The sequence below is a fragment of the Pseudomonas sp. NFX71 genome (genome assembly GCF_048079215.1).
In the GTDB taxonomy this organism is placed as follows: Bacteria; Pseudomonadota; Gammaproteobacteria; order Pseudomonadales; family Pseudomonadaceae; genus Aquipseudomonas; species Aquipseudomonas fluorescens_B.
Map to the genome: position 1 here is coordinate 5367171 of NZ_CP182230.1, position 21269 is coordinate 5388439.

General features: G+C 58.6%; 20 protein-coding genes and 3 pseudogenes. 10 read left to right on the top strand and 13 right to left on the bottom strand.

The window, feature by feature from the left end; all coding sequences use genetic code 11:
• Window positions 1–137: 137 nt before the first annotated feature.
• The 4 genes and pseudogenes from ACM1ZW_RS24955 (at window position 138) to ACM1ZW_RS24970 (ending at window position 1976) form a co-directional block, all read left to right on the top strand.
• A complete protein-coding gene (locus tag ACM1ZW_RS24955; RefSeq protein ID WP_414880504.1) occupies window positions 138–641 on the top strand; it encodes a GlcG/HbpS family heme-binding protein in 504 nt (167 codons plus the stop codon).
• A gap of 10 nt (window positions 642–651) precedes the next feature.
• On the top strand, window positions 652–1062 hold the full coding sequence (gene uraH, locus ACM1ZW_RS24960) for a hydroxyisourate hydrolase (protein WP_017338855.1): 411 nt from the start codon (window positions 652–654) through the stop codon (window positions 1060–1062).
• A gap of 208 nt (window positions 1063–1270) precedes the next feature.
• A pseudogene (locus tag ACM1ZW_RS24965) lies at window positions 1271–1451 on the top strand (alkene reductase); the annotation flags it as partial.
• 72 nt (window positions 1452–1523) lie between these two features.
• On the top strand, window positions 1524–1976 hold the full coding sequence (locus ACM1ZW_RS24970) for a PAS domain-containing protein (RefSeq protein WP_017338856.1): 453 nt from the start codon (window positions 1524–1526) through the stop codon (window positions 1974–1976).
• A 272-nt stretch (window positions 1977–2248) separates the two neighbouring features.
• Here ACM1ZW_RS24970 and ACM1ZW_RS24975 read toward each other — a convergent pair whose 3' ends face one another.
• A complete protein-coding gene (locus ACM1ZW_RS24975) occupies window positions 2249–3028 on the bottom strand; it encodes an SDR family NAD(P)-dependent oxidoreductase (RefSeq protein WP_414880444.1) in 780 nt (259 codons plus the stop codon).
• An 83-nt stretch (window positions 3029–3111) separates the two neighbouring features.
• Here ACM1ZW_RS24975 and ACM1ZW_RS24980 point away from each other — a divergent pair.
• Window positions 3112–3390 (top strand): annotated as a pseudogene (locus ACM1ZW_RS24980) (tryptophan-rich sensory protein); the annotation flags it as partial.
• Window positions 3391–3645: 255 nt separating this feature from the next.
• On the opposite strand, the gene ACM1ZW_RS24985 reads toward ACM1ZW_RS24980, so the two are convergent.
• Window positions 3646–3900: a DUF3079 domain-containing protein gene (locus ACM1ZW_RS24985; RefSeq protein WP_416739573.1), complete on the bottom strand. Its 255-nt coding sequence runs from the start codon at window positions 3898–3900 to the stop codon at window positions 3646–3648.
• A gap of 157 nt (window positions 3901–4057) precedes the next feature.
• On the opposite strand from ACM1ZW_RS24985, the gene ACM1ZW_RS24990 reads away from it, so the two are divergent.
• From ACM1ZW_RS24990 to ACM1ZW_RS25010, 5 genes are all read left to right on the top strand, one after another.
• Window positions 4058–4396: a hypothetical protein gene (locus ACM1ZW_RS24990; protein WP_017338860.1), complete on the top strand. Its 339-nt coding sequence runs from the start codon at window positions 4058–4060 to the stop codon at window positions 4394–4396.
• Between the two features lie 87 nt (window positions 4397–4483).
• Window positions 4484–5014, top strand: a complete 531-nt coding sequence (locus ACM1ZW_RS24995; protein WP_017338861.1) for an iron transporter — start codon at window positions 4484–4486, stop codon at window positions 5012–5014.
• A complete protein-coding gene (locus tag ACM1ZW_RS25000) occupies window positions 5015–5347 on the top strand; it encodes a cupredoxin domain-containing protein (RefSeq protein WP_017338862.1) in 333 nt (110 codons plus the stop codon).
• Window positions 5348–5369: 22 nt separating this feature from the next.
• Window positions 5370–6224: an FTR1 family iron permease gene (locus tag ACM1ZW_RS25005; RefSeq protein ID WP_414883844.1), complete on the top strand. Its 855-nt coding sequence runs from the start codon at window positions 5370–5372 to the stop codon at window positions 6222–6224.
• The gene (locus ACM1ZW_RS25010) at window positions 6212–7591 is read left to right on the top strand and encodes a 4Fe-4S binding protein (RefSeq protein ID WP_416739575.1); all 1380 of its coding nucleotides are present in this window, start codon (window positions 6212–6214) and stop codon (window positions 7589–7591) included. The genes ACM1ZW_RS25005 and ACM1ZW_RS25010 overlap by 13 nt, the downstream gene beginning before the upstream one ends.
• Window positions 7592–7624: 33 nt before the next feature.
• Here the strand turns inward: ACM1ZW_RS25010 and ACM1ZW_RS25015 are convergent, their stop codons facing one another.
• From ACM1ZW_RS25015 to ACM1ZW_RS25065, 11 genes and pseudogenes are all read right to left on the bottom strand, one after another.
• Complete coding sequence (locus tag ACM1ZW_RS25015; RefSeq protein WP_414883967.1) at window positions 7625–8686, bottom strand: methyl-accepting chemotaxis protein; 1062 nt, start codon at window positions 8684–8686, stop codon at window positions 7625–7627.
• Window positions 8687–8722: 36 nt separating this feature from the next.
• A pseudogene (locus ACM1ZW_RS25020) lies at window positions 8723–9286 on the bottom strand (MCP four helix bundle domain-containing protein); the annotation flags it as partial.
• 51 nt (window positions 9287–9337) lie between these two features.
• Window positions 9338–10033 carry an anaerobic ribonucleoside-triphosphate reductase activating protein gene (locus ACM1ZW_RS25025; RefSeq protein WP_416739576.1) on the bottom strand — a complete coding sequence of 232 codons (696 nt, stop codon included), beginning with the start codon at window positions 10031–10033 and terminating at the stop codon, window positions 9338–9340.
• Complete coding sequence (nrdD, locus tag ACM1ZW_RS25030; protein ID WP_017338867.1) at window positions 10030–10197, bottom strand: anaerobic ribonucleoside-triphosphate reductase; 168 nt, start codon at window positions 10195–10197, stop codon at window positions 10030–10032. The genes ACM1ZW_RS25025 and nrdD overlap by 4 nt, the downstream gene beginning before the upstream one ends.
• A 32-nt stretch (window positions 10198–10229) precedes the next feature.
• Window positions 10230–12245 (bottom strand): ribonucleoside triphosphate reductase, encoded by a 2016-nt coding sequence (locus tag ACM1ZW_RS25035; RefSeq protein WP_017338868.1) that lies wholly within the window; start codon window positions 12243–12245, stop codon window positions 10230–10232.
• Window positions 12246–12508: 263 nt separating this feature from the next.
• Window positions 12509–13501 carry a GTP 3',8-cyclase MoaA gene (gene moaA / locus ACM1ZW_RS25040; RefSeq protein WP_416739577.1) on the bottom strand — a complete coding sequence of 331 codons (993 nt, stop codon included), beginning with the start codon at window positions 13499–13501 and terminating at the stop codon, window positions 12509–12511.
• 25 nt (window positions 13502–13526) lie between these two features.
• Window positions 13527–14486 (bottom strand): peptidylprolyl isomerase, encoded by a 960-nt coding sequence (locus ACM1ZW_RS25045; RefSeq protein WP_414880440.1) that lies wholly within the window; start codon window positions 14484–14486, stop codon window positions 13527–13529.
• Window positions 14487–14496: 10 nt separating this feature from the next.
• The gene (gene narI / locus ACM1ZW_RS25050; RefSeq protein ID WP_017338871.1) at window positions 14497–15177 is read right to left on the bottom strand and encodes a respiratory nitrate reductase subunit gamma; all 681 of its coding nucleotides are present in this window, start codon (window positions 15175–15177) and stop codon (window positions 14497–14499) included.
• Window positions 15170–15925 carry a nitrate reductase molybdenum cofactor assembly chaperone gene (gene narJ / locus ACM1ZW_RS25055; RefSeq protein WP_017338872.1) on the bottom strand — a complete coding sequence of 252 codons (756 nt, stop codon included), beginning with the start codon at window positions 15923–15925 and terminating at the stop codon, window positions 15170–15172. Before narJ ends, narI begins: the two co-directional genes overlap by 8 nt.
• 2 nt (window positions 15926–15927) lie before the next feature.
• Window positions 15928–17466 carry a nitrate reductase subunit beta gene (gene narH, locus ACM1ZW_RS25060; RefSeq protein WP_010460230.1) on the bottom strand — a complete coding sequence of 513 codons (1539 nt, stop codon included), beginning with the start codon at window positions 17464–17466 and terminating at the stop codon, window positions 15928–15930.
• Between the two features lies 1 nt (window position 17467).
• The gene (locus tag ACM1ZW_RS25065; RefSeq protein ID WP_414880439.1) at window positions 17468–21241 is read right to left on the bottom strand and encodes a nitrate reductase subunit alpha; all 3774 of its coding nucleotides are present in this window, start codon (window positions 21239–21241) and stop codon (window positions 17468–17470) included.
• Window positions 21242–21269: the final 28 nt, after the last annotated feature.

Sequence of the window (21269 nt, forward strand, 5' to 3'; positions counted from 1 at the left end):
ACTGGCGCACAGGCTAGCCCGCTTCGCTGATTTCTCACATTACATATTGGTAATCAGGAGGTAATCATTCTGACGGAGCGAGCTGGTCATGATGTCTGGCAATGACCCAGACAGACTCAACCAACCAAGGGAACAGCATGCGTACAAGCCTATCGACTTCATTGCTGATCACACTCGCAATGAACTCTGCGTTCGCCGTTGCAGCTCCGGATCAGGTTGCGCAGCGCCAGGACGTGTCACTTGCAATGGCCAACGATTTGCTAACGGCCGCGCTGACCGCCTGTCACGCCGATGGCCGCACAGCCGTTGCCGCAGTTGTCGACCGTGGCGGCAATCTGGTTGCCGTGCAACGCGATGACAATGTCGGCCCGCACAACACGTTAGCCGCGCAACGCAAAGCCTATACCGCCCTGTCGACCAAGACTTCGACGCGGTTGTTAGCTGAGCGCGCTCGCGCTAATCCAGATGCTGAAAACCTCAACACCCTCGATGAGTTGTTATTGCTCGGTGGAGGCGTGCCATTGAAATTCGATGGTCAGGTCATCGGCGCCATCGGGGTGGCCGGTGCAGGCGGCGCTGCAAACGATGAAGGTTGTGCAGAGGTCGCTATCAACAAAGTTTTACCTGCCGTTAAAAACTAAGGACATCACCATGACTGTATTGAAGAGTTTCTTCGCTGGCGCTGTATTGAGTGCCCTTTCAGCGTTTGCATCAGCGGCAACGAATCCATTGAGCGTGCATGTACTCAATTTGCAGGATGGCCTGCCCTCCCCTGGAGTCAATGTCACGTTGGAAAAACAGGATGGGAAAGACTGGGACATGCTCAACAGCGCGAAAACCAACGAGCAAGGTCGTATCACCGGGCTGTATCCGGAAGGTCGGGGTCTGGAGAAAGGTACCTACCGTGTCACCTTCAAGACTGGCGAGTGGTTCAAGTCGCACAAAACGTCCAGTTTCTTTCCGGAGGTACCCGTCATTTTTGAGGTGGACGGTACCGTACCTCACTATCACATCCCGTTGCTTCTGAGCCCTTACGGTTTCTCCACATACCGAGGAAATTGATCGTTAAGCGATACCAATGGATACCGTCCGAAGGTGAAGACAGCCGCCCCTAATCAAAAGGGCGGCACTGTCGCTTAACTTTTCGGCATCAAAACCTTCAGCGATGACCACGCTCACTCCTCAGGCTTGGCTCACGTTACAGGAGGTGATGCCGGTGACAGCACCTTTCTGATCCTTGAACACGAATAGCGGGCCACTCATCCCCCCCCTGAGATACCTCTCCATCGCCGCAGCGGACTGGGATAATGCACCACGGATGCCGGAATCGTTCCGTCGCGGATTCCGTAGTACTTTCAGCGGGGCTGATCATCTACGCCAGTCGTTACAGTGCACAAAGCGCTACGCAGTTGCTGGATTCAGGACTGGCCGACCTTGTCGCTTTTGGCCGTACGTTATACTGATTACTCCGTGTATGGCGGGTAACCGCTAAAAATGAGATGTCACTCACTGGGGCTCTGAAAATGATCGACGCAGAACTGCTGAAACTGGTGGTTGAAGCATCCAACGACGGCATCGTGGTAGCAGAGCAGGAAGGCGACGAAAACATCCTGATCTATGCCAACCCCGCCTTTCAGCGCCTTACGGGGTACAGCGTTGACGACATCCTGTACCAGGACTGCCGCTTCCTGCAGGGTGACGACCGTAATCAAGCTGGTTTGACAGTAATTCGCGAGGCGATAAGGAACATGCTCCCCTGCCGCCAAGTCATTCGCAACTATCGCAAGGACGGCAGCGCCTTCTGGAACGAACTGTCGATCACCCCAGTGTTCAACGACACCGATCAACTCACCTACTTCATCGGTATCCAGAAGGACGTCAGCGTCGAAGTTGAGGCCAAGGAACGAGTGCGTGAACTGGAAGCTGAGGTCGCACAACTGAAGACTCAACTGGCTCAATTTCAATCTAAAGCCTAGATGGATCCGCACTCGATGGGTTAACGATCCAGTATCCACTCGTAAAAACGTCCCTGTTTCTGAACCAGGGACTGGTGAGTTCTCACTCGCAATGATCCGCTAGAACTCGTACACAGCCGTAATAGTAATCAGATGGTGCACAAGGTCATGACCCATTCCAGCTATCCGGCGATATGCCAATGGCCTGGCCTTTCGCCAAGTTTGGCGTATACCTATGCCCTACGTCATCGCTAAATAGTAGGCTCACTACAAAACAGCAGTCCAAGCTAGCGTCAGGGCGCCTTGTTTTCGATCAGACAATTACCGCCATCCACCACCAGCACTTCACCGGTGATATAGCTGGCTTCCGGAGACGCCAAAAACGCCACTGCAGCGGCAACCTCTTCTGGACGACCGGCGCGGCCGATTGGAGTGTAGGTACCGGCGCGGCTTTCTTCCTCTGTCAATGCCCCCGTATCAATCCAGCCTGGGGCAACGCTATTGACGGTGATGCCCCGTTTACCGACTTCCAGCGCCAGGCCCATATTCATCCCGACCATCGCTGCTTTTGCCGCACTATAAGCCGCCTCACCTGGATTGCTGCCGCGTGTACCTGACGTCGAACTGATGTGGACGATGCGTCCGTAACCGCGCGTCTTCATCCCAGGTAACACCGCACGAGTCAGCAAAAAAGCGCTGGTCAGATTGCGCGCCAGAGATAGATTCCAGGTCGCCAAATCCATGTCAGCCACTTGAACGAAGGGTTCCGGGCTGCCGACCATAGCCATACCGGCGTTATTGACCAAAATGTCGATATGACCGAACTGCTCATAAGCCCAATCGGTCAGCTTCTTGACCTGCAATTCGTCAGTCAGGTCGGCTGTCATCGCCCGAGCGTCTATACCCTCAGCCTGCAACTCGGCGACACGTTGCTGGATCCGCGCACTGCTGGCAGTGATCAAGACTCGCACGCCTTCGCGGCCCAAGCGTCGGGCGATCGCCAGACCAATACCACTTTCACTGCCCGCACCGCTGACCAGAGCGACTTGACCTTGCCACATTGGAATCGCCATTTCTTATCTCTTTGTAATCACAAATTTAATGCACGATAGCAAAACAGCCGATGAACGCCGGTGATTCGGGAATTTGTGATCAGGCCGGGTACCGGTTGACATTGGTTCCTGGAAGTCAGGCGGTGCTGGCTTTATGAGCGGAGCAGATTGCCCTTAATACGCTATGGACACTGGTGTCTTTAGGCGCTCACCACATTTTCGCCGGCATGGTGATCCTGAAGCTACTCTGGGTTGTAGCCGATGCGATGGTGGTGATGGCATCGCAGTTTGACGTGATTACTGTCTTGATTCTGTTTCCTTACCTTGTTTGGCTTTATATCGCAGCGGCGTTGAATCTTTCTACCTTAAGCAATAAGTGCTGATGCTCAATCCCGATAGGCTGGCTGTTCAATGAAGTGCTGCGTGGTTGCATGGACGCAGGTTTGGTCAAAGGTGAAGGCTTTGCCGTAGACGCCAGCATCATCAAAGCGGATGCCATGGGTTGTTTATTCATCTGGCGAACCATTAGGTGTTTTAGCCCAGCAATGGCCAGAACCTAAATTGGCCGTGCCCCCCGCGAGCATCGTGGATCAATATTTCGGAAATATCGAGCCTCGCTTACTGTTCAGATATTGGTGTCAGGTAGATCCAGATGGGGTCTTTTCGGATATCACTGAGGTGTCCGCTGCATCATATGTCGGTTTGTCAGTTGTGATGAGCTTCTCGATACCCCAGTCACCAGGCAGGTGCCAATCCTCGCCGAAAAGTTCGGCCGGATGCATCGTACGGTCGGAGCCATTGCCACAGGCTAGGGACTTCGCCGGACAATACCGGTCGCACCCCCAACAGATCCGTTCGGGGTATTTGGGGTTGATAGGGAAGTTCTTAGCCATGCCGATCTCCGGTCTTTGGGAGGCGTTCTTCCAACCTACAGCCCTTACACAAAGTCAGCCTTGATACGCATCAAGAATCGACATCGGGCGACTGCGCTCACCTCCTTCGCAATCCCGGGGCTAAGCTAACGCTTTAATAGACTTGGAGACGTCTCTCATGCTCAATAAAAATCCTTTCTCAAGCGGCCTATCAACTTGGAACGATCAAGATGCCGCAACATCTCTCGATGACAAAACGTTTACCGCTCCGCCCGCCTTGACGAACGCCGAACTGGTTCATCTGCGTGTCCGAGTGATTGCCCTTGAAAACCTGGTCATCGCCCTGCTGGCCACTGGCTCGGAACATCAGCTCGCCGTTGCTCGGGAGATGGCCACCTACATATCCCCCAGACCCGGTTTTACCCAGCATCCGCTGACCATTCACGCAGCCGAACAGATGACCCACACCGTCGAGCGCGCCCAGCGATTTCGCCAGAGTGATGTGCCATCGGTTTAATTGCTCGAAACTTGATGCCAATCATTATTGTTCGCAGCAAAGCTTCCTAGACTCGGGCTCCTACTCGTCAATGCCCAGGAAGAAATTATGCGTACCCCCTTGTCGCTTTCGCTTGCCCTGCTCTTGCTCACACCGCTGGCTCACGCCAAGGAATACCCGATCGGTGAGCCACAGTTGTGTCCTGGGCTGGAAGTCGGGGCGGTGTATTTGCAGCCAATCGAGATGGCACCTGCCGGAATGATGCGGGCCACCGCGGATTCCGATGTGCATCTGGAAGCCGACATTCGCGCCACGGCGGACAATCGACAGGGCTTTCAGGAAGGCAGTTTCGTGCCTTACCTCAATGTCTCGTTCAATCTGAAAAAACAGGGCAGCGAGAACGAACTCAAAGGCGATTTCCACGCCATGGTCGCCAATGACGGCCCGCACTATGGCGACAATGTAAAGCTGCTCGGCCCAGGCAAATATCAGCTGACCTTCACCGTCCTGCCACCCGGCGGTCATGGGTCCCTTGGCCGTCATACCGATAAGGAAACCGGCGTAGCCCCCTGGTTTGAACGCTGCGAATTGCACTACGAGTTCATCTACGCCGGCATTGGTAAAAAAGGCGGCTATTGAATGAAGCGCCTGGAGATTGCCTGGCTGATGCTTGCCGGAGCAGTGGCGCCGTTCACGGCCTATGCCGAATTACCCAGCTATGAACTCAGCCTGCGCGATGGCCACTTCACTCCTGCCCTGTTGGAGGTTCCGGCCGGTCAGCGCTTCAAGATCATCCTGAAAAATATCGGCCAAGGCCCAGCCGAATTCGAGAGCACGCCATTGCGGGTTGAAAAAGTACTGTCGCCGGGCGTGACAACCTTCGTGGTCATTCACCCGCTCAGGCCCGGCCACTACCCCTTCTTCGACGAGTTCAATCCACAACTGCCCGAGGGCGGCATCCTCGCGAAATAAGCCGTTCAAACACGGAGTTTTCATGAATCAATCAATGTTCATTGTCTGGCGCGAAAGCGTCGAGGCGCTGCTGGTGATCGGCATTCTCCAGGCCTGGGTCAGTCAGCAGCATCAGGGTGATCGACTGGCGAAGTACTTGTGGGCAGGCGTCGTGCTGGGGTTGATGCTTTCGGGCCTGCTGGCGGTGTTGATTCTGTTTGCCGGTGAGGCCATGAGCGGTTCAGCCAGTGAATGGTTCCAGGCTGCACTTGCGCTGGTGGCCAGCCTGCTGATCGTGCAAATGGTCGGCTGGATGCACCGCCACGGGCGCACGCTCAAGCACGATTTGCAACGACACGCCGAAAGCCACCTGGCTCGGCAAGGTGGCGCGGGTCTGTTACTGCTGGCCCTGCTCGCCGTCAGCCGCGAAGGCAGTGAAACGGTAGTCTTTCTCTATGGCTCCGGTGCTCAGTTGCGAGGTCCGCAGCTCGGTTTGTTTGCCGTCGGCGGCGCAATGGGGTTGGTGCTGTCGGCGCTGACCATTGCCCTGCTGCACAGCAGTCGCCGGTTCATCTCGTGGCAGCGATTCTTTGCCATCAGCGAAGCTGTTTTGCTGGTACTCGGCGCGGCGTTGCTGGTCAGCGGTACCGAGCGAATTGGCGGCCAATTACTCGCCATGGATTTACCGGAGGTGATGTACAGCCTCGTTGGTGATGCGCTTTGGGACAGCAGTGCCTTGCTCAGCGACAGCCATGGACTGGGTGGTTTTCTTGCCGGTTTTGCCGGTTATCGTGCGACGCCCAGCGGCATGACGTTACTGGTGCTGGCCGGTTATTGGCTGACCGTCGGCGGTTGGCTGCGCCAGCGTGCTGTGGAAAAAGTCCCATGCCTGAGCTGAGTCGCCGCAATCAATGGCTGCAGCGCCTGGGCGACGGCATGCGTCGTCAAGCGCCCGTCATCCGTGCCGTGCAGTGGGCCGTTGTTCTGTTCTATGCATTGCTGTTGGTGATCCCGGCGGTGTTGCCGCTGCCGGACAGCCAGGCACGGCTGTTCGATAACCTGACCCTGTTCGCGCAGTTTTTTTTCTGGGGCATATGGTGGCCGTTCGTGCTGTTGTCGATCGTGCTGTTCGGACGACTCTGGTGTGGCGTTCTCTGTCCGGAAGGTTCACTCAGCGAATGGGCCAGCCATTACGGCAAAGGTTTGGGTGTGCCGCGCTGGTTGCGCTGGGGTGGCTGGCCAACCCTGGCGTTCTGCCTGACAACCCTCTACGGCCAGTTGATCAGCGTCTATGACTACGCCCAGGCGGCGCTGTTGATTCTGGGCGGTTCGACCGTCGCCGCGGTCGTCGTCGGGTTGCTGTTCGCCCGGGGCAAGCGGGTCTGGTGCCGTTACCTGTGCCCGGTCAGTGGCGTCTTCGCCCTGCTCGCCCGACTGGCGCCCGTGCATTTTCAGGTCGACGAACAACGCTGGATGGAAAACGCCGCGCCACGCCTGCCGCCGCCCAACTGCGCGCCCTTGCTCGATATCCGTCGTATGCAAGGCGCCAGTGACTGCCATGCCTGCGGACGTTGCAGCGGACAACGCGGCGCGGTTCAGCTGATCGCGCGCTCCAGCAACCAAGAGATTCTTCATGCGACGGCGCAGACGCTTTCACCATGGGACGCGCGTCTATTGCTGTTCGGTGTGATCGGTCTGGCCATGGGCGCCTTTCAGTGGACGGTCAGCCCATGGTTCGTCGCCCTCAAACAAACCCTCGCCCAATGGCTGGTCGAGCACGACCAACTCTGGGCCCTTGAGGACAACGCGCCCTGGTGGCTGCTGACCCATTACCCGCAGCTCAACGACAGCTTCAGCTGGCTCGACGGTTTCAGCATCGTCGCTTACTTGAGTTTGAGTTCGATGGTGTTGGGCACGGCGTTGATGATCCTTCTGCGCCTGACGGCTCGACTGGCGCAAGATCCTGCACTGTATTGGCCCCTGGCGCTGACACTCACGCCCTTGGGTGGTGCGGGATTGTTTCTCGGGCTGTCGGCCACAACGGTGAAATTGCTGCGCTATGAAGGTCTGCTACTGGAGTGGGTACAACCGGCCAGGGCTTGTCTGTTAATGGCCGCGATGGGGTGGAGCCTGTTGCTGGGTTGGAAACGGCTGGACCGCGAAGGCCTTTCCCAGGCTCGTCGCTGCGCTGGCAGCACTTGCCTGCTACTCGCCATCGGCTTGGTAGGGTTCGACTGGTGGTTGCAGTTCTGGGGCTGGTCCTGAGCGCCCTCATCCACAACCACCAACCCGAATTACCTAGACTTTAAAACGCGCCACCGTCTGGTGCAGCGCCCCGGCCATCTGCGCCAAATCGTGACCTGCGGTGTGAGTATGTTGGGCACCCAGCAAGACCTGCTCTGACAAGTTGCGAATCCCCATCAGATTGCGATCCACCTCACGCGCCACCAATGCCTGCTCCTCCGTAGCGCTGGCAATCATCATGTTGCGCTCGTTGATCTGCGAGATCGACCGGGTGATTTCATCCAATGCATCGCCCGACCGTTGCGCCACTTCCAGGGTGGCCCGCACCAGGTTGCTGCTGCTTTGCATGGCCGTCACCGCATGCCCGGTATCGAGACGAATGTTGCCGATCATCTGCTCGATTTCCTGGGTGGACTCTTGAGTGCGATGCGCCAGGGCGCGTACTTCATCGGCGACCACGGCAAAACCGCGTCCGGCATCACCGGCACGAGCCGCTTCAATGGCCGCGTTAAGGGCCAGCAAATTGGTCTGCTCGGCGATGCTGCGAATCACGTCCAGCACCTTGCTGATGTCCTGCACCCGGCCCGCCAGTTGCTCGATGCGCTGTGAGGTGTCGGTGACCCCATCGGCCAGTGCGCCGATTGAAACCACGGTTTCCTGAACCTGTTCACGCCCGCGTTGCGCGGTTTGCTCGGACTGCCGCGAGGCCTCGGAGGTGCTGACCGCATTGCGCGCCACTTCATCGACCGCCGCGGTCATCTGGTTCACGGCGGTGGCCGCCTGCTCGATCTCCAGCCCTTGCAATTGCAGGTTGCTGCTGGTCTGGCTGCTGACCGCACTCAGCTCTTCGGAGGAACTGGCCACCTGGTCCACCGACATCGCGATGTGCCTGACCATGGCATTCAGACTTTGCTGCATCTGATGCATGTTCATCATCACGCTGCCGCCGGCACTTGAGTTCACGGGTACCTGAATCGTCAGGTCGCCTTGAGCGATCTGATTTAAAAACCGTGCGGCATCATCCGGCTCGCCGCCCAATGGACGGGTCACACTGCGCGTGACGATCACCGCCGCGGCGATGACCAGCGCCACACAGAACAAAAACAACCCGAGCATATTGCGCCGGGCATCGCTGTACAGTGCCTGCGCCGACTGCTCCCGGTCGGCGAATATTCTGCCTTGCAGCGCCATCAACTGATCCAGGCTGCCATAAACCTCGCGTTCGGCCGGCACGACCTTTTGTTTCAGCTGTGCCATGGCGTCATCGAAAGCCCCTTGCCGGATCAACACCTGCACTTGAGTGAACGCCGCCACGTAGGCTTCACGATTCTTCTTCAACGCGGCATAAGCGGTTTTGCCCTCTGGCAAATAGAACAATGGTTCAAGCGTATCGAGTGCCTGGGTAATCCGTTTCTTGGTAGCGTCGATTGACTGCTGCACCTGCTGATTATCTTTATCGATCAGTAGATCCCGGGTGTTCCTGGCGTTATCACGCACGCCGGTGGCGATGACCATGATCGGATCGATCTTCGGCCAGTCCTGCTTGACGATTACTACCGCCTGTTCCTTGAGCGTTGCCAGATCGTGCAACGCGTAAAACGCCATGCCCATCAGCGCCAACGGCGCGATGGCAAAGCCGATGACGATACGTTGTGCTGTCGTTAATTTGGCCATATCAAATGCTCCCTGTTTGATACCTGCCGATTGGCAGCGCATTTGAAAACCTAATGATGGATGTCACCGTTAAACGTTGATTCGCAGCCACGGTTACCCCCGTAACACGAAAGCGGGAAACAGCTCGCGCATGGTTTCCCATAAGTCAGGTAGCAAGGCTTGTGCCGAAACACTCGGCAGCAGCGGATCGAACATCCGCTCGGTGCGGACCAACTGCACGGCGAAGCGTTTGACGCCGAGTTCGCTCAAGCGCTTGGCGAGGATCAGCAGACGCGCCGGTTCAAACAGATGCCAATGCACGGTGGTGCGACATTCGTAGTCGACACTGCTGGCCAGCAGATGCTCAAGGCTGCGCCAGTTGGCCGTTCCGCTGCCCTCGACCCGGGTGATCGCCTGGCAATCCTCGGGCAACGCCTTGACATCGAAACCGACCCAATCGGCCCCGGCCAGTGCCTTGGCGAACGCCGCGGGTTTGATGCCGGCGCTGTGCAAACCGATACGAAATCCCATCGCCCGCACCTCCTCCATGGCGCCGAGCAAACCGTCCTGCAGGGTCGGCTCACCGCCACTGAACACCACTGCATCGAGCAGGTCCTGACGCCGTTTCAGAAACGCCAGCACCCGCCGCCAATCCACCTCGTCTGCGCCTCGAGGCGGGATCAACTGCGGGTTATGGCAGTAACGACAACGCCAAGCGCAACCCTGGCAAAACAGCACGCAGGCGAGCTGTCCCGGATAGTCGATAGTGGTCAGGGGCACCATGCCCCCGACCCGTAGCGTTCGACTCATTGGCGCCCGGCCAGCGCCGCGCTTTCAGTGAAGTGCACCCGCTCACGGTGCTCCGACTGTTTACCCGGATTGAACGCCGACACAGGGCGGTGATAGCCCATCACCCGGGTCCAGACTTCGCAGCGTTGACGTTGAGCCTGGGGCAGTGTTTGCGATGCAGTCATGGTGAAGCTCCTTGCGGTTGAGTGGATCGAAATCAATGAACGGTGCCGAGCTTCTGTTCTTGCAGCAGCAAGACCTCGTCGCATTTGGGGCAGAACTCATGCTCGCCATCGAGGTAGCCGTGCACCGGGCAGATGGAGAACGTCGGGGTCACGGTCAGGTACGGCAGGCGGAAGCGGCCAAGGGCTTTGCGCACCAGTTGCTTGCACGCCTCGGTCGAGGAAATCCGCTCGGCCATGTACAGATGCAAGACGGTACCGCCGGTGTATTTGCATTGCAGTTCGTCCTGAAGTTCCAACGCCTCGAAGGGGTCTTCGGTGTAGCCCACGGGCAGTTGGGAGGAGTTGGTGTAATACGGCGCCTGCACGCTGCCGGCCTGGAGAATGCCGGGGTAACGCTTGAGGTCTTCCTTGGCGAAGCGGTAAGTCGTGCCCTCGGCCGGCGTCGCTTCAAGGTTGTACATGTGGCCGGTTTCTTCCTGGAACCGCAGCAACGTGGCGCGCACATGATCGAGCATCTTCAAAGCGAACTGGCGGCCCTGCTCGGTGTGCATGCCCTCCTCGTCGCCGGTGAAATTGCGCAGCATTTCATGCATGCCGTTGAGGCCGATGGTGGAAAAATGGTTGCGCAGGGTTCCGAGGTATCGCTTGGTGTACGGGTACAAACCGGCATCCATGTGGTGCTGAATCACCTTGCGCTTGACCTCCAGGCTTTCCATCGCCAGTTCCATCAGAGTGTCCAGACGCTGCAGTAAACCGCTGGTATCACCCTTGAACACATAGCCCAGCCGAGCGCAGTTGATGGTGACAACGCCGAGCGATCCGGTCTGTTCCGCTGAGCCGAACAAGCCGCCACCACGCTTGAGCAACTCGCGCACATCCAGCTGCAAACGGCAGCACATCGAGCGCACCTGATTGGGTTGCAGGTCCGAATTGAGGAAGTTCTGGAAATACGGCAGACCGTACCGCGCGGTCATCTCGAACAGACGATCGGCGTTTTCACTGTCCCACGGAAAGTCATGGGTGATGTTGTAGGTCGGGATCGGAAAGGTGAACACCCGCCCTTTCGCGTCGCCGGCCTGCATCACTTCGATGTAAGCGCGGTTGAGCAGCTCCATTTCGGCTTGCAGGTCACCATAGGCAAACGGCATTTCTTCACCGCCGATGACGGGTATCTGCTCACGCAAATCCTGGGGGCAAACCCAGTCGAAGGTCAGGTTGGTAAATGGCGTCTGCGTGCCCCAGCGTGACGGTACGTTGAGGTTGTAGATGAACTCCTGGATCGCCTGGCGTACTTCCTGAAAACTCAGTTGATCCTTGCGCACGTAGGGCGCCAGATAGGTGTCGAACGAGCTGAACGCCTGGGCGCCGGCCCATTCGTTTTGCAGGGTGCCGAGAAAATTCACCATCTGCCCCAAGGCACTGCTCAAGTGCTTTGGCGGACCGGCTTCGACACGCCCCGGCACACCGTTGAGCCCTTCATGCAACAGGGTGCGCAGCGACCAGCCGGCGCAGTAACCGGCGAGCATGTCGAGGTCGTGCACATGCAAATCCGCCTCACGGTGGGCCTGGCCGATGGCCTCGCTGTACACCTCGTCCAGCCAGTAGTTGGCAGTGACCTTGCCCGACACGTTCAACACCAGTCCGCCCAGTGAATACCCCTGATTGGCGTTGGCCTGGACCCGCCAGTCTTCACGGTCCAGGTATTCGTTCATCGAAGTCGCCACCTCGACCATGGTCCGGCGGTCGCGGCGCAAGCGCCCGTGCTGTTCGCGGTAGACGATGTAGGCACGCATGGCGAGGAAATATCCGGCGTCCATCAACACCCGTTCAACGCGGTCCTGGATTTGCTCGACATGGAGTCTTGGCAAACCTTCGAGCCTGGCCAATACCGCGTTAAGCAAGCCTTCAACCTCAACCTCGGCGTACTCCCCCGTCGCCTTGCCGGCGGCGATCAATGCCTGACGGATTTTGTCGGCATCGAAGGCGACCTGACTGCCATCGCGTTTGTGCAAGCGGTTACATCCTACTGCGATCAGCGTACTTTGCATTCGGCCTCCAGATACTACATATAGATGTTTATAGACAAATAAACACAACATGCAGTGAAGACTACGGACAAAGGGCTGATCTGCAATTGATCGACATCAAGATTTCCCGGCGAAAAAACGTCCGATGACGGCAGAAGAAAATCTAATGTGGGAGCGAGCCTGCTCGCGATGACTGCAGCACGCTCAACATTGATGTCGATTGTTCTACCGCTATCGCGAGCAGGCTCGCTCGCACATTGATTTGCTGTGTTTTACAGATCAGCTCAACCGCCACTCATGTTCATGAACCGTACAATCTGCACCTCCCCTTCGGGGCTGAAATCGTGGCGCAACGGCTTGCCGCGCAAGGCCTTCTGCACAGCATTGATCACGGGCTGATCATCCAGCGGATAACGCCGCAGCAATCCTTTTAAATCCAGGGCATCGTCCTGCCCCAAACACAGCAACAGCTTCCCTTCAACGGTCATCCGTACCCGGTTGCAGCTGCCGCAGAAGTTGTGGCTGTTGGGTGAGATGAAACCGATCCGGGTCTCCGGATGGCGTTCCAGTCGCACATAGCGTGCCGGTCCGCCGCTGTTTTCAGTGCTGTCGAGTAACCGATGCTGGCTGGCGATCAGCGACCGAACCTCGTCGCTGGAACAAAATGATTCACCCCGGGAACGCCCGACATCGCCCAAGGGCATTTCCTCGATGAAACTGATATCGATGCGCTGGTCGATGGCGTACTGCACCAACGCCGGGACTTCATCAAAGTTGCGGCTCTTCATCACCACGCAGTTGAGTTTGATCCGCTCGAACCCCGCGTCCCGCGCCGCTTCAATGCCGTTGAGCACCTGATCGAGATCGCCGATGCGGGTGATTGCGCGGAATTTCTGCCCGTCCAGGCTATCGAGGCTGATGTTCATCCGCTTCACCCCGGCATCGACCAACGGCCGGGCCAAACGGACCAGCTGCGAGCCGTTGCTGGTCATCACCAGTTCGCGCAAACCGGGCAACGCGGCGATGTTGCGACAAAGTTCGACAATGCCCGGACGAATCAGCGGCTCGCCGCCGGTCAGGCGAATCTTGCGTACACCCAGGCCAACGAACAACGTTGCCAAACGCTGCAACTCTTCAAGGGTGAGCACCTGCTGACGCGGCAGGAAGGTCATGTTTTTCGCCATGCAATACACACAGCGAAAATCACAGCGGTCCGTCACCGACATCCGCAGATAATCAATCTGCCGTCCAAAGCCATCCTGCATTACAGCGTTCATCACATCTCCCGGTTTACCTTGATGCTCACTGCACCAGCGGTGAGTCGGCGCCCTGCAGATGGATACCGCGAATATCCGCCGCACCGATCAGGGTTTGCAGGTATTGCACCAGGGCTTTTTGCCAGACGCCTTGCTGCAACTGCGTGCGAATCGCCGTCGACACCACTTCATAGGGCAACGGCATGCCTTCGATCCGCTGATCGACACTGACCACATGCCAGCCGTAGCGACTTTCCAGCGGTTTGCTGGCCAGGCCCGGTGCCAGAGTGAACAACTGACGTTCCAGTTCAGGCACGGTCTGGCCCTTACTGATCTGCCCCAAAGAACCACCCTGGGCCTTCGACGGGCAGGCCGAATAGTTCACCGCCAGTTCGGCGAAAGTGCCGGGGAATTCATCCAGACGTTGCAGCAGGATTTCCGCCTGAACATGCGCAAGGCTGCGCGCCTCGACATCGTCCGGCGCACATTCGAGCAGGATGTGCCGCACCGCCAGCAACGGAGCACTGTGGAAGCGCCCGCGATTGTTTTCGTAGTAACGCAGACTCGACTCCTCGTCGCACTGCGGCACCTTCACCTCACGTTCGAGCAACAAGCGAGTGGCCGCTTCTTCTTCGTTCTCGCCAGCACCGATCTCCATCGATACGCCGAGTTCGGCAATGCGCTGCTGCAACAACTCGCGGATCACCAGTGCCCGGGCGGCCAAGTACACCGCTTCTTCGCGGCTTTCGGCCGGGTGATATTGCAGCTCCTGGGCCATCGCTTCCGGCGTGATCGACACCTCGTTGACGCTGATGATCGGCCACTCCTGTTCACTGCTGGCGATCAACTGCGCCGGGGCGTCATCGGCCCCTGCGGGCTCAACCGGCAGCGCTTCGAACTGCGCCTCTGCGACCGGCGCCATGTCGAGAACGGCCTCCGCTTTTTTTGAAGAACCGCAGCCACCGCCGCCCCCATTACCGCCACCACATCCGCATCCACCTGACATGATTGTCTCCTCAGTACTTCTGACGAACGATTTGATAACGGCGCCCCAGGTACCAGATCGGTGCGCTGATCATGTGTACGAGACGGGTGAAGGGGAACAGCACAAACAGGGTCAAACCGAGAAACACATGCAGCTTGTAGATCAGCCCAACCGGCGCGATGGCCGCCGCTGCTTCCACCGGACGCAACAACACGGTGTTCTGTGCCCAATCGGCGAGCATCACCATCACCGAGCCGTCCATATGCGCGGTGGACGCAACGATCGTCAGCAGCCCCAGCAGCAACTGCGCCAGCAGCACCAGCAGAATCAGAATGTCCGAGGGGCTGGACGTGGCGCGGACCCGTGGATCGGTCAGCCGCCGATTGACCAGCATCAGCAAGCCAATCAGGCACAACAGACCAAAGAAGCCACCGGACACCATCGCCAGCAACTGCTTGTTCTCAGTGCTGATCACGTGGTGATAAACCGACGCAGGGGTCAGCAGGCCGACAAAGTGTCCGGCCAGTACGAACAACACACCGATGTGGAAGAAGTTGCTCGCCACGCGCATGCCGCGCTGATTGAGCATCTGGCTCGAGCCGGCCTTCCAGGTGTACTGCGACAGATCAAAACGCGCCCAGCTGCCAATCAGGCAAATCGCCAGGGCGACGTAGGGATAGACCCCGAACAACAACAGGTTCCATTTAGACATTGCCTACCTCCTTGGCCGGCACGGCGGCCAACCCTTCATGCTGAAAATCCACCCAGTGCAACGGCACCGCGCTTTCTTCCCGGGCCTTGCCCGGTGCGCTTGGCAGTCCACTGCAACGGTCCTGCTGTTCGGCCTGGAGAAAGTCCACGGCCTCCTCTTCCCAGATCTTGTCGAGGGCTTCCAGGGAGTCGTCGCGCGGCTCCGCCGCCACCTGCGCCCGCAGGTCGGCCACCGCTTGATGCGGCTCGGCCCCGGCAATTTGCAGCAGCGCCCGGAAGCAGCTGGCATAGGCGCTTTCGCGCTCTTCCAGACGTGCGGCGAGCAAGGCCAGCAAGTGCGAAACATCCGCCAGGCCCTCCCGGGCCTCGATGTCTTCGCGGGTGGACAGGAACTCCAGGTACAGCGGGATGTAATCGGGCAGCTCTTTGACGCCGATGGCAAAACCGGCTTCTTCGTATTGCGCCATCATGTCGACCATCGCCTGGCCGCGATCGCGGGATTCGCCATGCACGTGCTCGAACAAGAGCAGCGACAGCGAGCGGCCTCGACCGAACAGCGCACCGTAGTGTTCCTGCCCATCCATCAGGTCATTGGCGCAGATCAACTCCAACAATTCGAACAACGCACCCCGTTGCTTCGGGCTGATTTCCCGTGACTGGATGATCGCTTGCTCGAGTTCGTCGCGACCGCCAATCAGTGTCTCGGTCGGGTAATCGAGCAGCAGCGAAATCACTTTGAGAATTTGCATGCTCATTCCTCCCACAACTGGACGGTTTTCAGGATGTCGCGGCGGTTGGCTTTCTTCGCACCGAACATGTTGGTGTCGGAGCTGCCGCTGCAGCCGCTACCAAAGCTGAAACCGCAACCGGAGCGCTCGGCAAAGGCGTCGCTCATAGCGTCTTCACGGTGGGCGCTCGGTACCACAAAGCGGTCTTCGTAGTTGGCGATTGCCAGGTAGCGATACATCTCCTCGACCTGGGCCACACTCAGGCCGACATCCGCCAGCACCTGCAGGTCCTGCACGCCGTCGACTTGCTCGGAACGTTTGTAGGCGCGCATCGCCAGCAAACGTTTAAGCGCACGCTTGACCGGCTTTTCATCACCCGCCGTCAGCAGGTTCGCCAGGTACTTCAGGGGAATACGCAGGCTGTCGACATCCGGGATCACCCCGTTCATGCCGACGGTGCCGGCAGTGGCAGCGTTCTGGATCGGCGACAGTGGCGGCACGTACCAGACCATCGGCAAGGTGCGGTATTCCGGGTGCAGCGGCAGCGCGAGTTTCCAGTCCACGGCCATTTTGTAGACCGGCGAACGCTGAGCGGAATCGATCACCGATTGCGGTACGCCATCGGCCAGGGCCTGACGAATCACTGCCGGATCGTTCGGATCGAGGAAGATCTCCAGTTGTTTCTCGTACAGGTCCTGCTCATTGGCGGTGCTCGCCACTTCGCTGATGCGGTCGGCGTCATACAGCAGCACGCCGAGGTAGCGGATGCGCCCGACGCAGGTTTCCGCGCAAACGGTCGGCATCCCGGCTTCGATACGCGGGTAGCAGAAGATGCATTTCTCGGACTTACCGCTTTTCCAGTTGAAATAGATCTTCTTGTACGGGCAGCCGCTGATGCACATCCGCCAGCCACGGCATTTTTCCTGGTCGATCAGGACGATGCCGTCTTCTTCACGCTTGTAGATCGCACCGCTCGGGCACGACGCCGCGCACGTCGGGTTGAGGCAGTGCTCGCACAGGCGCGGCAAATACATCATGAACGTGTTTTCGTACTCGCCGTAAATGTCCGCCTGAATCTTGTCGAAGTTCTTGTCCTTGCGACGTTTGGCGAATTCGGTGCCGAGGATTTCTTCCCAGTTCGGGCCCCACTCGATTTTTTCCATGCGCTTGCCGGAGATCAGCGAACGCGGACGCGCGGTGGGTTGATGCTCGCCCAGCGGCGCGGTGTGCAGGTGCTGGTAATCGAAGTCGAACGGTTCGTAGTAGTCGTCGAGGCTCGGCAGGTCCGGGTTGGCGAAAATGTTCGCCAACACGCGGAATTTACCGCCGATGCGCGGGTTGATCGTGCCGTTGGCGTTGCGGATCCAGCCGCCCTTCCACTTGTCCTGGTTTTCCCATTCTTTCGGGTAGCCGATCCCGGGTTTTGATTCGACGTTGTTGAACCAGGCGTATTCCATGCCTTCGCGGCTGGTCCAGACGTTTTTGCAAGTGATCGAACAGGTGTGGCAACCGATGCATTTGTCCAGGTTCAGAACCATGCCGATTTGTGAGCGAATCTTCATCTCAGTTCTCCTCAATATCGGTCGGCAGCGGACGTGGCAGGTCATCGCCACTTGAACCATCGAGCCAGTCGACTTTGGACATTTTGCGCACCACGACGAATTCATCGCGGTTGCAACCGACCGTGCCGTAATAGTTGAAACCGTAGGCCTGTTGGGCATAGCCGCCGATCATGTGGGTCGGTTTGAGCACGACGCGGGTGACCGAGTTGTGGTGGCCGCCACGGGTCTTGGTGGTTTCCGAACCTGGCACGTTCACGATCCGTTCCTGTGCGTGATACATCATCACCATGCCGTCCTTGACGCGCTGGCTGACCACCGCCCGGGCGGTCAGTGCACCGTTGACGTTGAAGCACTCGATCCAGTCGTTGTCCTCGATGCCGGCGCTTTTCGCGTCGTTCTCCGAGAGCCAGACAATCGGCCCGCCACGGCTGAGGGTCAGCATCAGCAGGTTGTCGCTGTAAGTGCTGTGAATGCCCCATTTCTGGTGTGGGGTGATCCAGTTCAGGACGATTTCCTTGTGGCCGTTGCTGCGCTTGCCTTTCACCCCTTCGATGGTGCGGGTGTTGACCGGCGGGCGATAACTCATCAGTTGCTCGCCGAACGCCTGCATCCACGGGTGATCCTGGTAAAACTGCTGGCGACCGGTGATGGTGCGCCACGGGATCCCTTCGTGAACGTTGGTGTAGCCGGCGTTGTAGCTGACGTGATCGTCTTCGAGGCCCGACCAGGTCGGGCTGGATATGATCTTGCGCGGCTGTGCCTGAATGTCGCGAAAACGAATCGCCTCGTGGGCCTTGGACAGCGCCAGGTGGCTGTGATCGATGCCGGTAAATTCCGAGAGCGCGGCCCAGGCCTTGACCGCCACCTGGCCGTTGGTTTCCGGCGCCAGGGACAGAATCACTTCAGCGGCATCAATGGCCGTGTCGATTTTCGGACGGCCGTGACTGATACCGGCATCGCCTTCTTTGTGATTGAGTTCACCGAGGAATTTCACTTCGTCTTCGGTGTTCCAGTTGATGCCCTTGCCGCCGTTGCCGTGTTTTTCCAGCAATGGCCCGAGAGATGAGAACTGTTTGTAGATGTTCGGGTAGTCACGCTCCACCACGTGCAGATTCGGTGCGTTTTTGCCTGGCACCGGTGCCACGCCGGCGCTTTTCCAGTCGGTGCCGCCAAACGGCTGGGCCAGTTCGCCGACGCTGTCGTGCATCAGCGGGATGGTCACCAGATCCTTTTCAACGCCCAGATGCCCTTCGGACATGCTGGAAAACGCCTTGGCGATGCCTTTGTAGATTTCCCAGTCGGAACGCGATTCCCACGCCGGGTCGATCGCTGCCGACAACGGGTGAATGAACGGGTGCATGTCCGAGGTGTTCATGTCGTCTTTTTCGTACCAGGTCGCGGTCGGCAACACGATGTCGGAATAGACACAGGTCGAGGACATGCGAAAGTCCAGCGTAGTGACCAGATCAAGCTTGCCGATGGCGCCCTCATCCACCCATTCGGCTTCTTCAGGTTTGCAATCGCCGACCTGGCCGATGTCTTCGTTCATCACCCCGTTTTTGGTGCCGAGCAGGTACTTGAGCATGTACTCGTGGCCCTTGCCCGAGGAGCCCAGCAGGTTGGAACGCCAGATGAACATGTTGCGCGGGAAGTTGACCGGGCTGTCCGGCTGTTCGCAGGAGAAGCGCAGCGAACCGTCCTGCAGCGACTTGACCACGTAGTCTTTCGGGTCCATGCCGGCCGCCGCCGCGTCACGGCAAATGTGCAAAGGGTTAGTGTTGAGTTGCGGTGCGCTGGGCAACCAGCCGGCGCGTTCGGCGCGGATGTTGTAGTCCAGGGCATGCTCGGGGAATTTTGATTTATCGGCCAATGGCGAGAGCACGTCGTGCATGCTCATTTTCTCGTGACGCCATTGCGAGCTGTGGGCGTAGAAGAAGCTGGTGCCGTTCATTTGGCGAGGCGGACGGTTCCAGTCCAGGCCGAATGCCAGGGGCAGCCAGCCGCATTGCGGACGGAGTTTTTCCTGGCCTACGTAGTGCGCCCAACCGCCACCGGTCTGGCCGACACACCCGCAGAGCATGAGCATGTTGATCAGCCCGCGGTAGTTCATGTCCATGTGGTACCAGTGGTTCATCGCCGCGCCGACGATGATCATCGAGCGACCCTTGGTCTTGTCGGCGTTGTCGGCGAACTCACGGGCAATCTGGATGGCTTTCTCACGGCTGACGCCAGTGATCTGCTCCTGCCACGCCGGCGTACCCGGTACAGAAGCGTCGTCGTAGTCCTTGGCCACATTATCGCCACCGAGGCCGCGATCAATGGCCAGGTTGGCAGCCGACAGGTCGAACACGGTGGCGACTTTGGCCACGCTGCCGTCCGCCAGCACCACGCTGTGAACCGGCACGCGGCGGTATTGCACAGCATCGCCGGCCACGTGCTGGAAGTGCTCGTGGGACTCGCCGGCAAAATACGGGAACGCCACTTCGGCAACGTCACCGCCAATCAGGCTCAGTTTCAGATCGATCTCACGGCCTTCGCCACCTTCACGGGGAAGGATGTTCCACTTGCCCTTCTCGCCCCAGCGATAACCGATGGAACCCTGAGGCGAAACCAGTTCGCCGCTGACGTCGAGGGCGATGGTTTTCCATTCCGGGTTGTTTTCCTGGCCGAGGTTGTCGGTCAGGTCGCTGGCGCGCAGGAAACGGTCCGGCTGATAACCGGCGCCCGGTGCCTTGTCGACCATTTGCTTGAGCAGCACCAGCACCGGCAGATCGGTGAAGCGCTTGGCGTAGTCGGTGAAATAGGCGCTCGGTTTGTCCAGGTGGAATTCTTTGAAGATCACATGGTTGAACGCCTGCGCCAGCGCCGCGTCAGTGCCTTGCTTAGGGTTCAGCCACAGGTCGGTGAGCTTGGCGACTTCCGAGTAGTCCGGGGTGATCGCCACGGTCTTGGTGCCCTTGTAGCGGACTTCGGTAAAGAAGTGCGCGTCCGGGGTACGGGTTTGCGGGACGTTGGAGCCCCAGGCAATGATGTAGTTGGAGTTGTACCAGTCGGCCGATTCCGGCACGTCGGTCTGTTCGCCCCAGACCATCGGCGAGGCCGGCGGCAAGTCGCAGTACCAATCGTAGAAGCTCAGGCAGGCGCCACCGATCAGCGACAGGTAACGCGAGCCTGCGGCATAGCTGACCATCGACATTGCCGGGATCGGCGAGAAGCCGACGATCCGGTCCGGGCCGTATTGCTTGATCGTATAGACGTTGGCCGCGGCAATGATCTCGTTGACTTCCTCCCAGTTGGAGCGGATGAAGCCACCCATGCCACGCTTGCTTTTATAGGAGTCGGCCTTGGCCTTGTCCTCGACGATGCTGGCCCAGGCTTCCACTGGCGCCATGGTCTGCCGCGCATCGCGCCAGAGCTTGAGCAATGGCTTGCGGATTTTCGGGTACTTGAGCCGGTTGGCGCTGTAGATGTACCAGCTGTAACTGGCACCACGCGGACAGCCACGGGGCTCATGGTTCGGCAGATCGTTACGGGTACGCGGGTAGTCGGTCTGCTGGGTTTCCCAGGTGATCAGGCCGTTCTTGACGTAGATTTTCCACGAGCAGGAACCGGTGCAGTTCACCCCGTGGGTGGAACGCACGATCTTGTCGTACTGCCAGCGCGAACGGTAGACGTTCTCCCAGTCACGGGACTCTTTGCGGGTCTCGCCATGACCGTCGGAAAACTCGTTTTGCTTGCGGTTGAAAAACCGCAATTGATCCAGTAAATGACTCACGGTGTAGTCCTCTCAGGCTTTGTCGCGG

Coding starts and splice junctions, on each gene's coding strand:
- ACM1ZW_RS24955 (WP_414880504.1), top strand. CDS start 138: ATGCGTACAAGCCTATCGACTTCATTGCTGATCACACTCGCAATGAAC.
- uraH (WP_017338855.1), top strand. CDS start 652: ATGACTGTATTGAAGAGTTTCTTCGCTGGCGCTGTATTGAGTGCCCTT.
- ACM1ZW_RS24970 (WP_017338856.1), top strand. CDS start 1,524: ATGATCGACGCAGAACTGCTGAAACTGGTGGTTGAAGCATCCAACGAC.
- ACM1ZW_RS24975 (WP_414880444.1), bottom strand. CDS start 3,028: ATGGCGATTCCAATGTGGCAAGGTCAAGTCGCTCTGGTCAGCGGTGCG.
- ACM1ZW_RS24985 (WP_416739573.1), bottom strand. CDS start 3,900: ATGGCTAAGAACTTCCCTATCAACCCCAAATACCCCGAACGGATCTGT.
- ACM1ZW_RS24990 (WP_017338860.1), top strand. CDS start 4,058: ATGCTCAATAAAAATCCTTTCTCAAGCGGCCTATCAACTTGGAACGAT.
- ACM1ZW_RS24995 (WP_017338861.1), top strand. CDS start 4,484: ATGCGTACCCCCTTGTCGCTTTCGCTTGCCCTGCTCTTGCTCACACCG.
- ACM1ZW_RS25000 (WP_017338862.1), top strand. CDS start 5,015: ATGAAGCGCCTGGAGATTGCCTGGCTGATGCTTGCCGGAGCAGTGGCG.
- ACM1ZW_RS25005 (WP_414883844.1), top strand. CDS start 5,370: ATGAATCAATCAATGTTCATTGTCTGGCGCGAAAGCGTCGAGGCGCTG.
- ACM1ZW_RS25010 (WP_416739575.1), top strand. CDS start 6,212: ATGCCTGAGCTGAGTCGCCGCAATCAATGGCTGCAGCGCCTGGGCGAC.
- ACM1ZW_RS25015 (WP_414883967.1), bottom strand. CDS start 8,686: ATGCTCGGGTTGTTTTTGTTCTGTGTGGCGCTGGTCATCGCCGCGGCG.
- ACM1ZW_RS25025 (WP_416739576.1), bottom strand. CDS start 10,033: ATGAGTCGAACGCTACGGGTCGGGGGCATGGTGCCCCTGACCACTATC.
- nrdD (WP_017338867.1), bottom strand. CDS start 10,197: ATGACTGCATCGCAAACACTGCCCCAGGCTCAACGTCAACGCTGCGAA.
- ACM1ZW_RS25035 (WP_017338868.1), bottom strand. CDS start 12,245: ATGCAAAGTACGCTGATCGCAGTAGGATGTAACCGCTTGCACAAACGC.
- moaA (WP_416739577.1), bottom strand. CDS start 13,501: ATGAACGCTGTAATGCAGGATGGCTTTGGACGGCAGATTGATTATCTG.
- ACM1ZW_RS25045 (WP_414880440.1), bottom strand. CDS start 14,486: ATGTCAGGTGGATGCGGATGTGGTGGCGGTAATGGGGGCGGCGGTGGC.
- narI (WP_017338871.1), bottom strand. CDS start 15,177: ATGTCTAAATGGAACCTGTTGTTGTTCGGGGTCTATCCCTACGTCGCC.
- narJ (WP_017338872.1), bottom strand. CDS start 15,925: ATGCAAATTCTCAAAGTGATTTCGCTGCTGCTCGATTACCCGACCGAG.
- narH (WP_010460230.1), bottom strand. CDS start 17,466: ATGAAGATTCGCTCACAAATCGGCATGGTTCTGAACCTGGACAAATGC.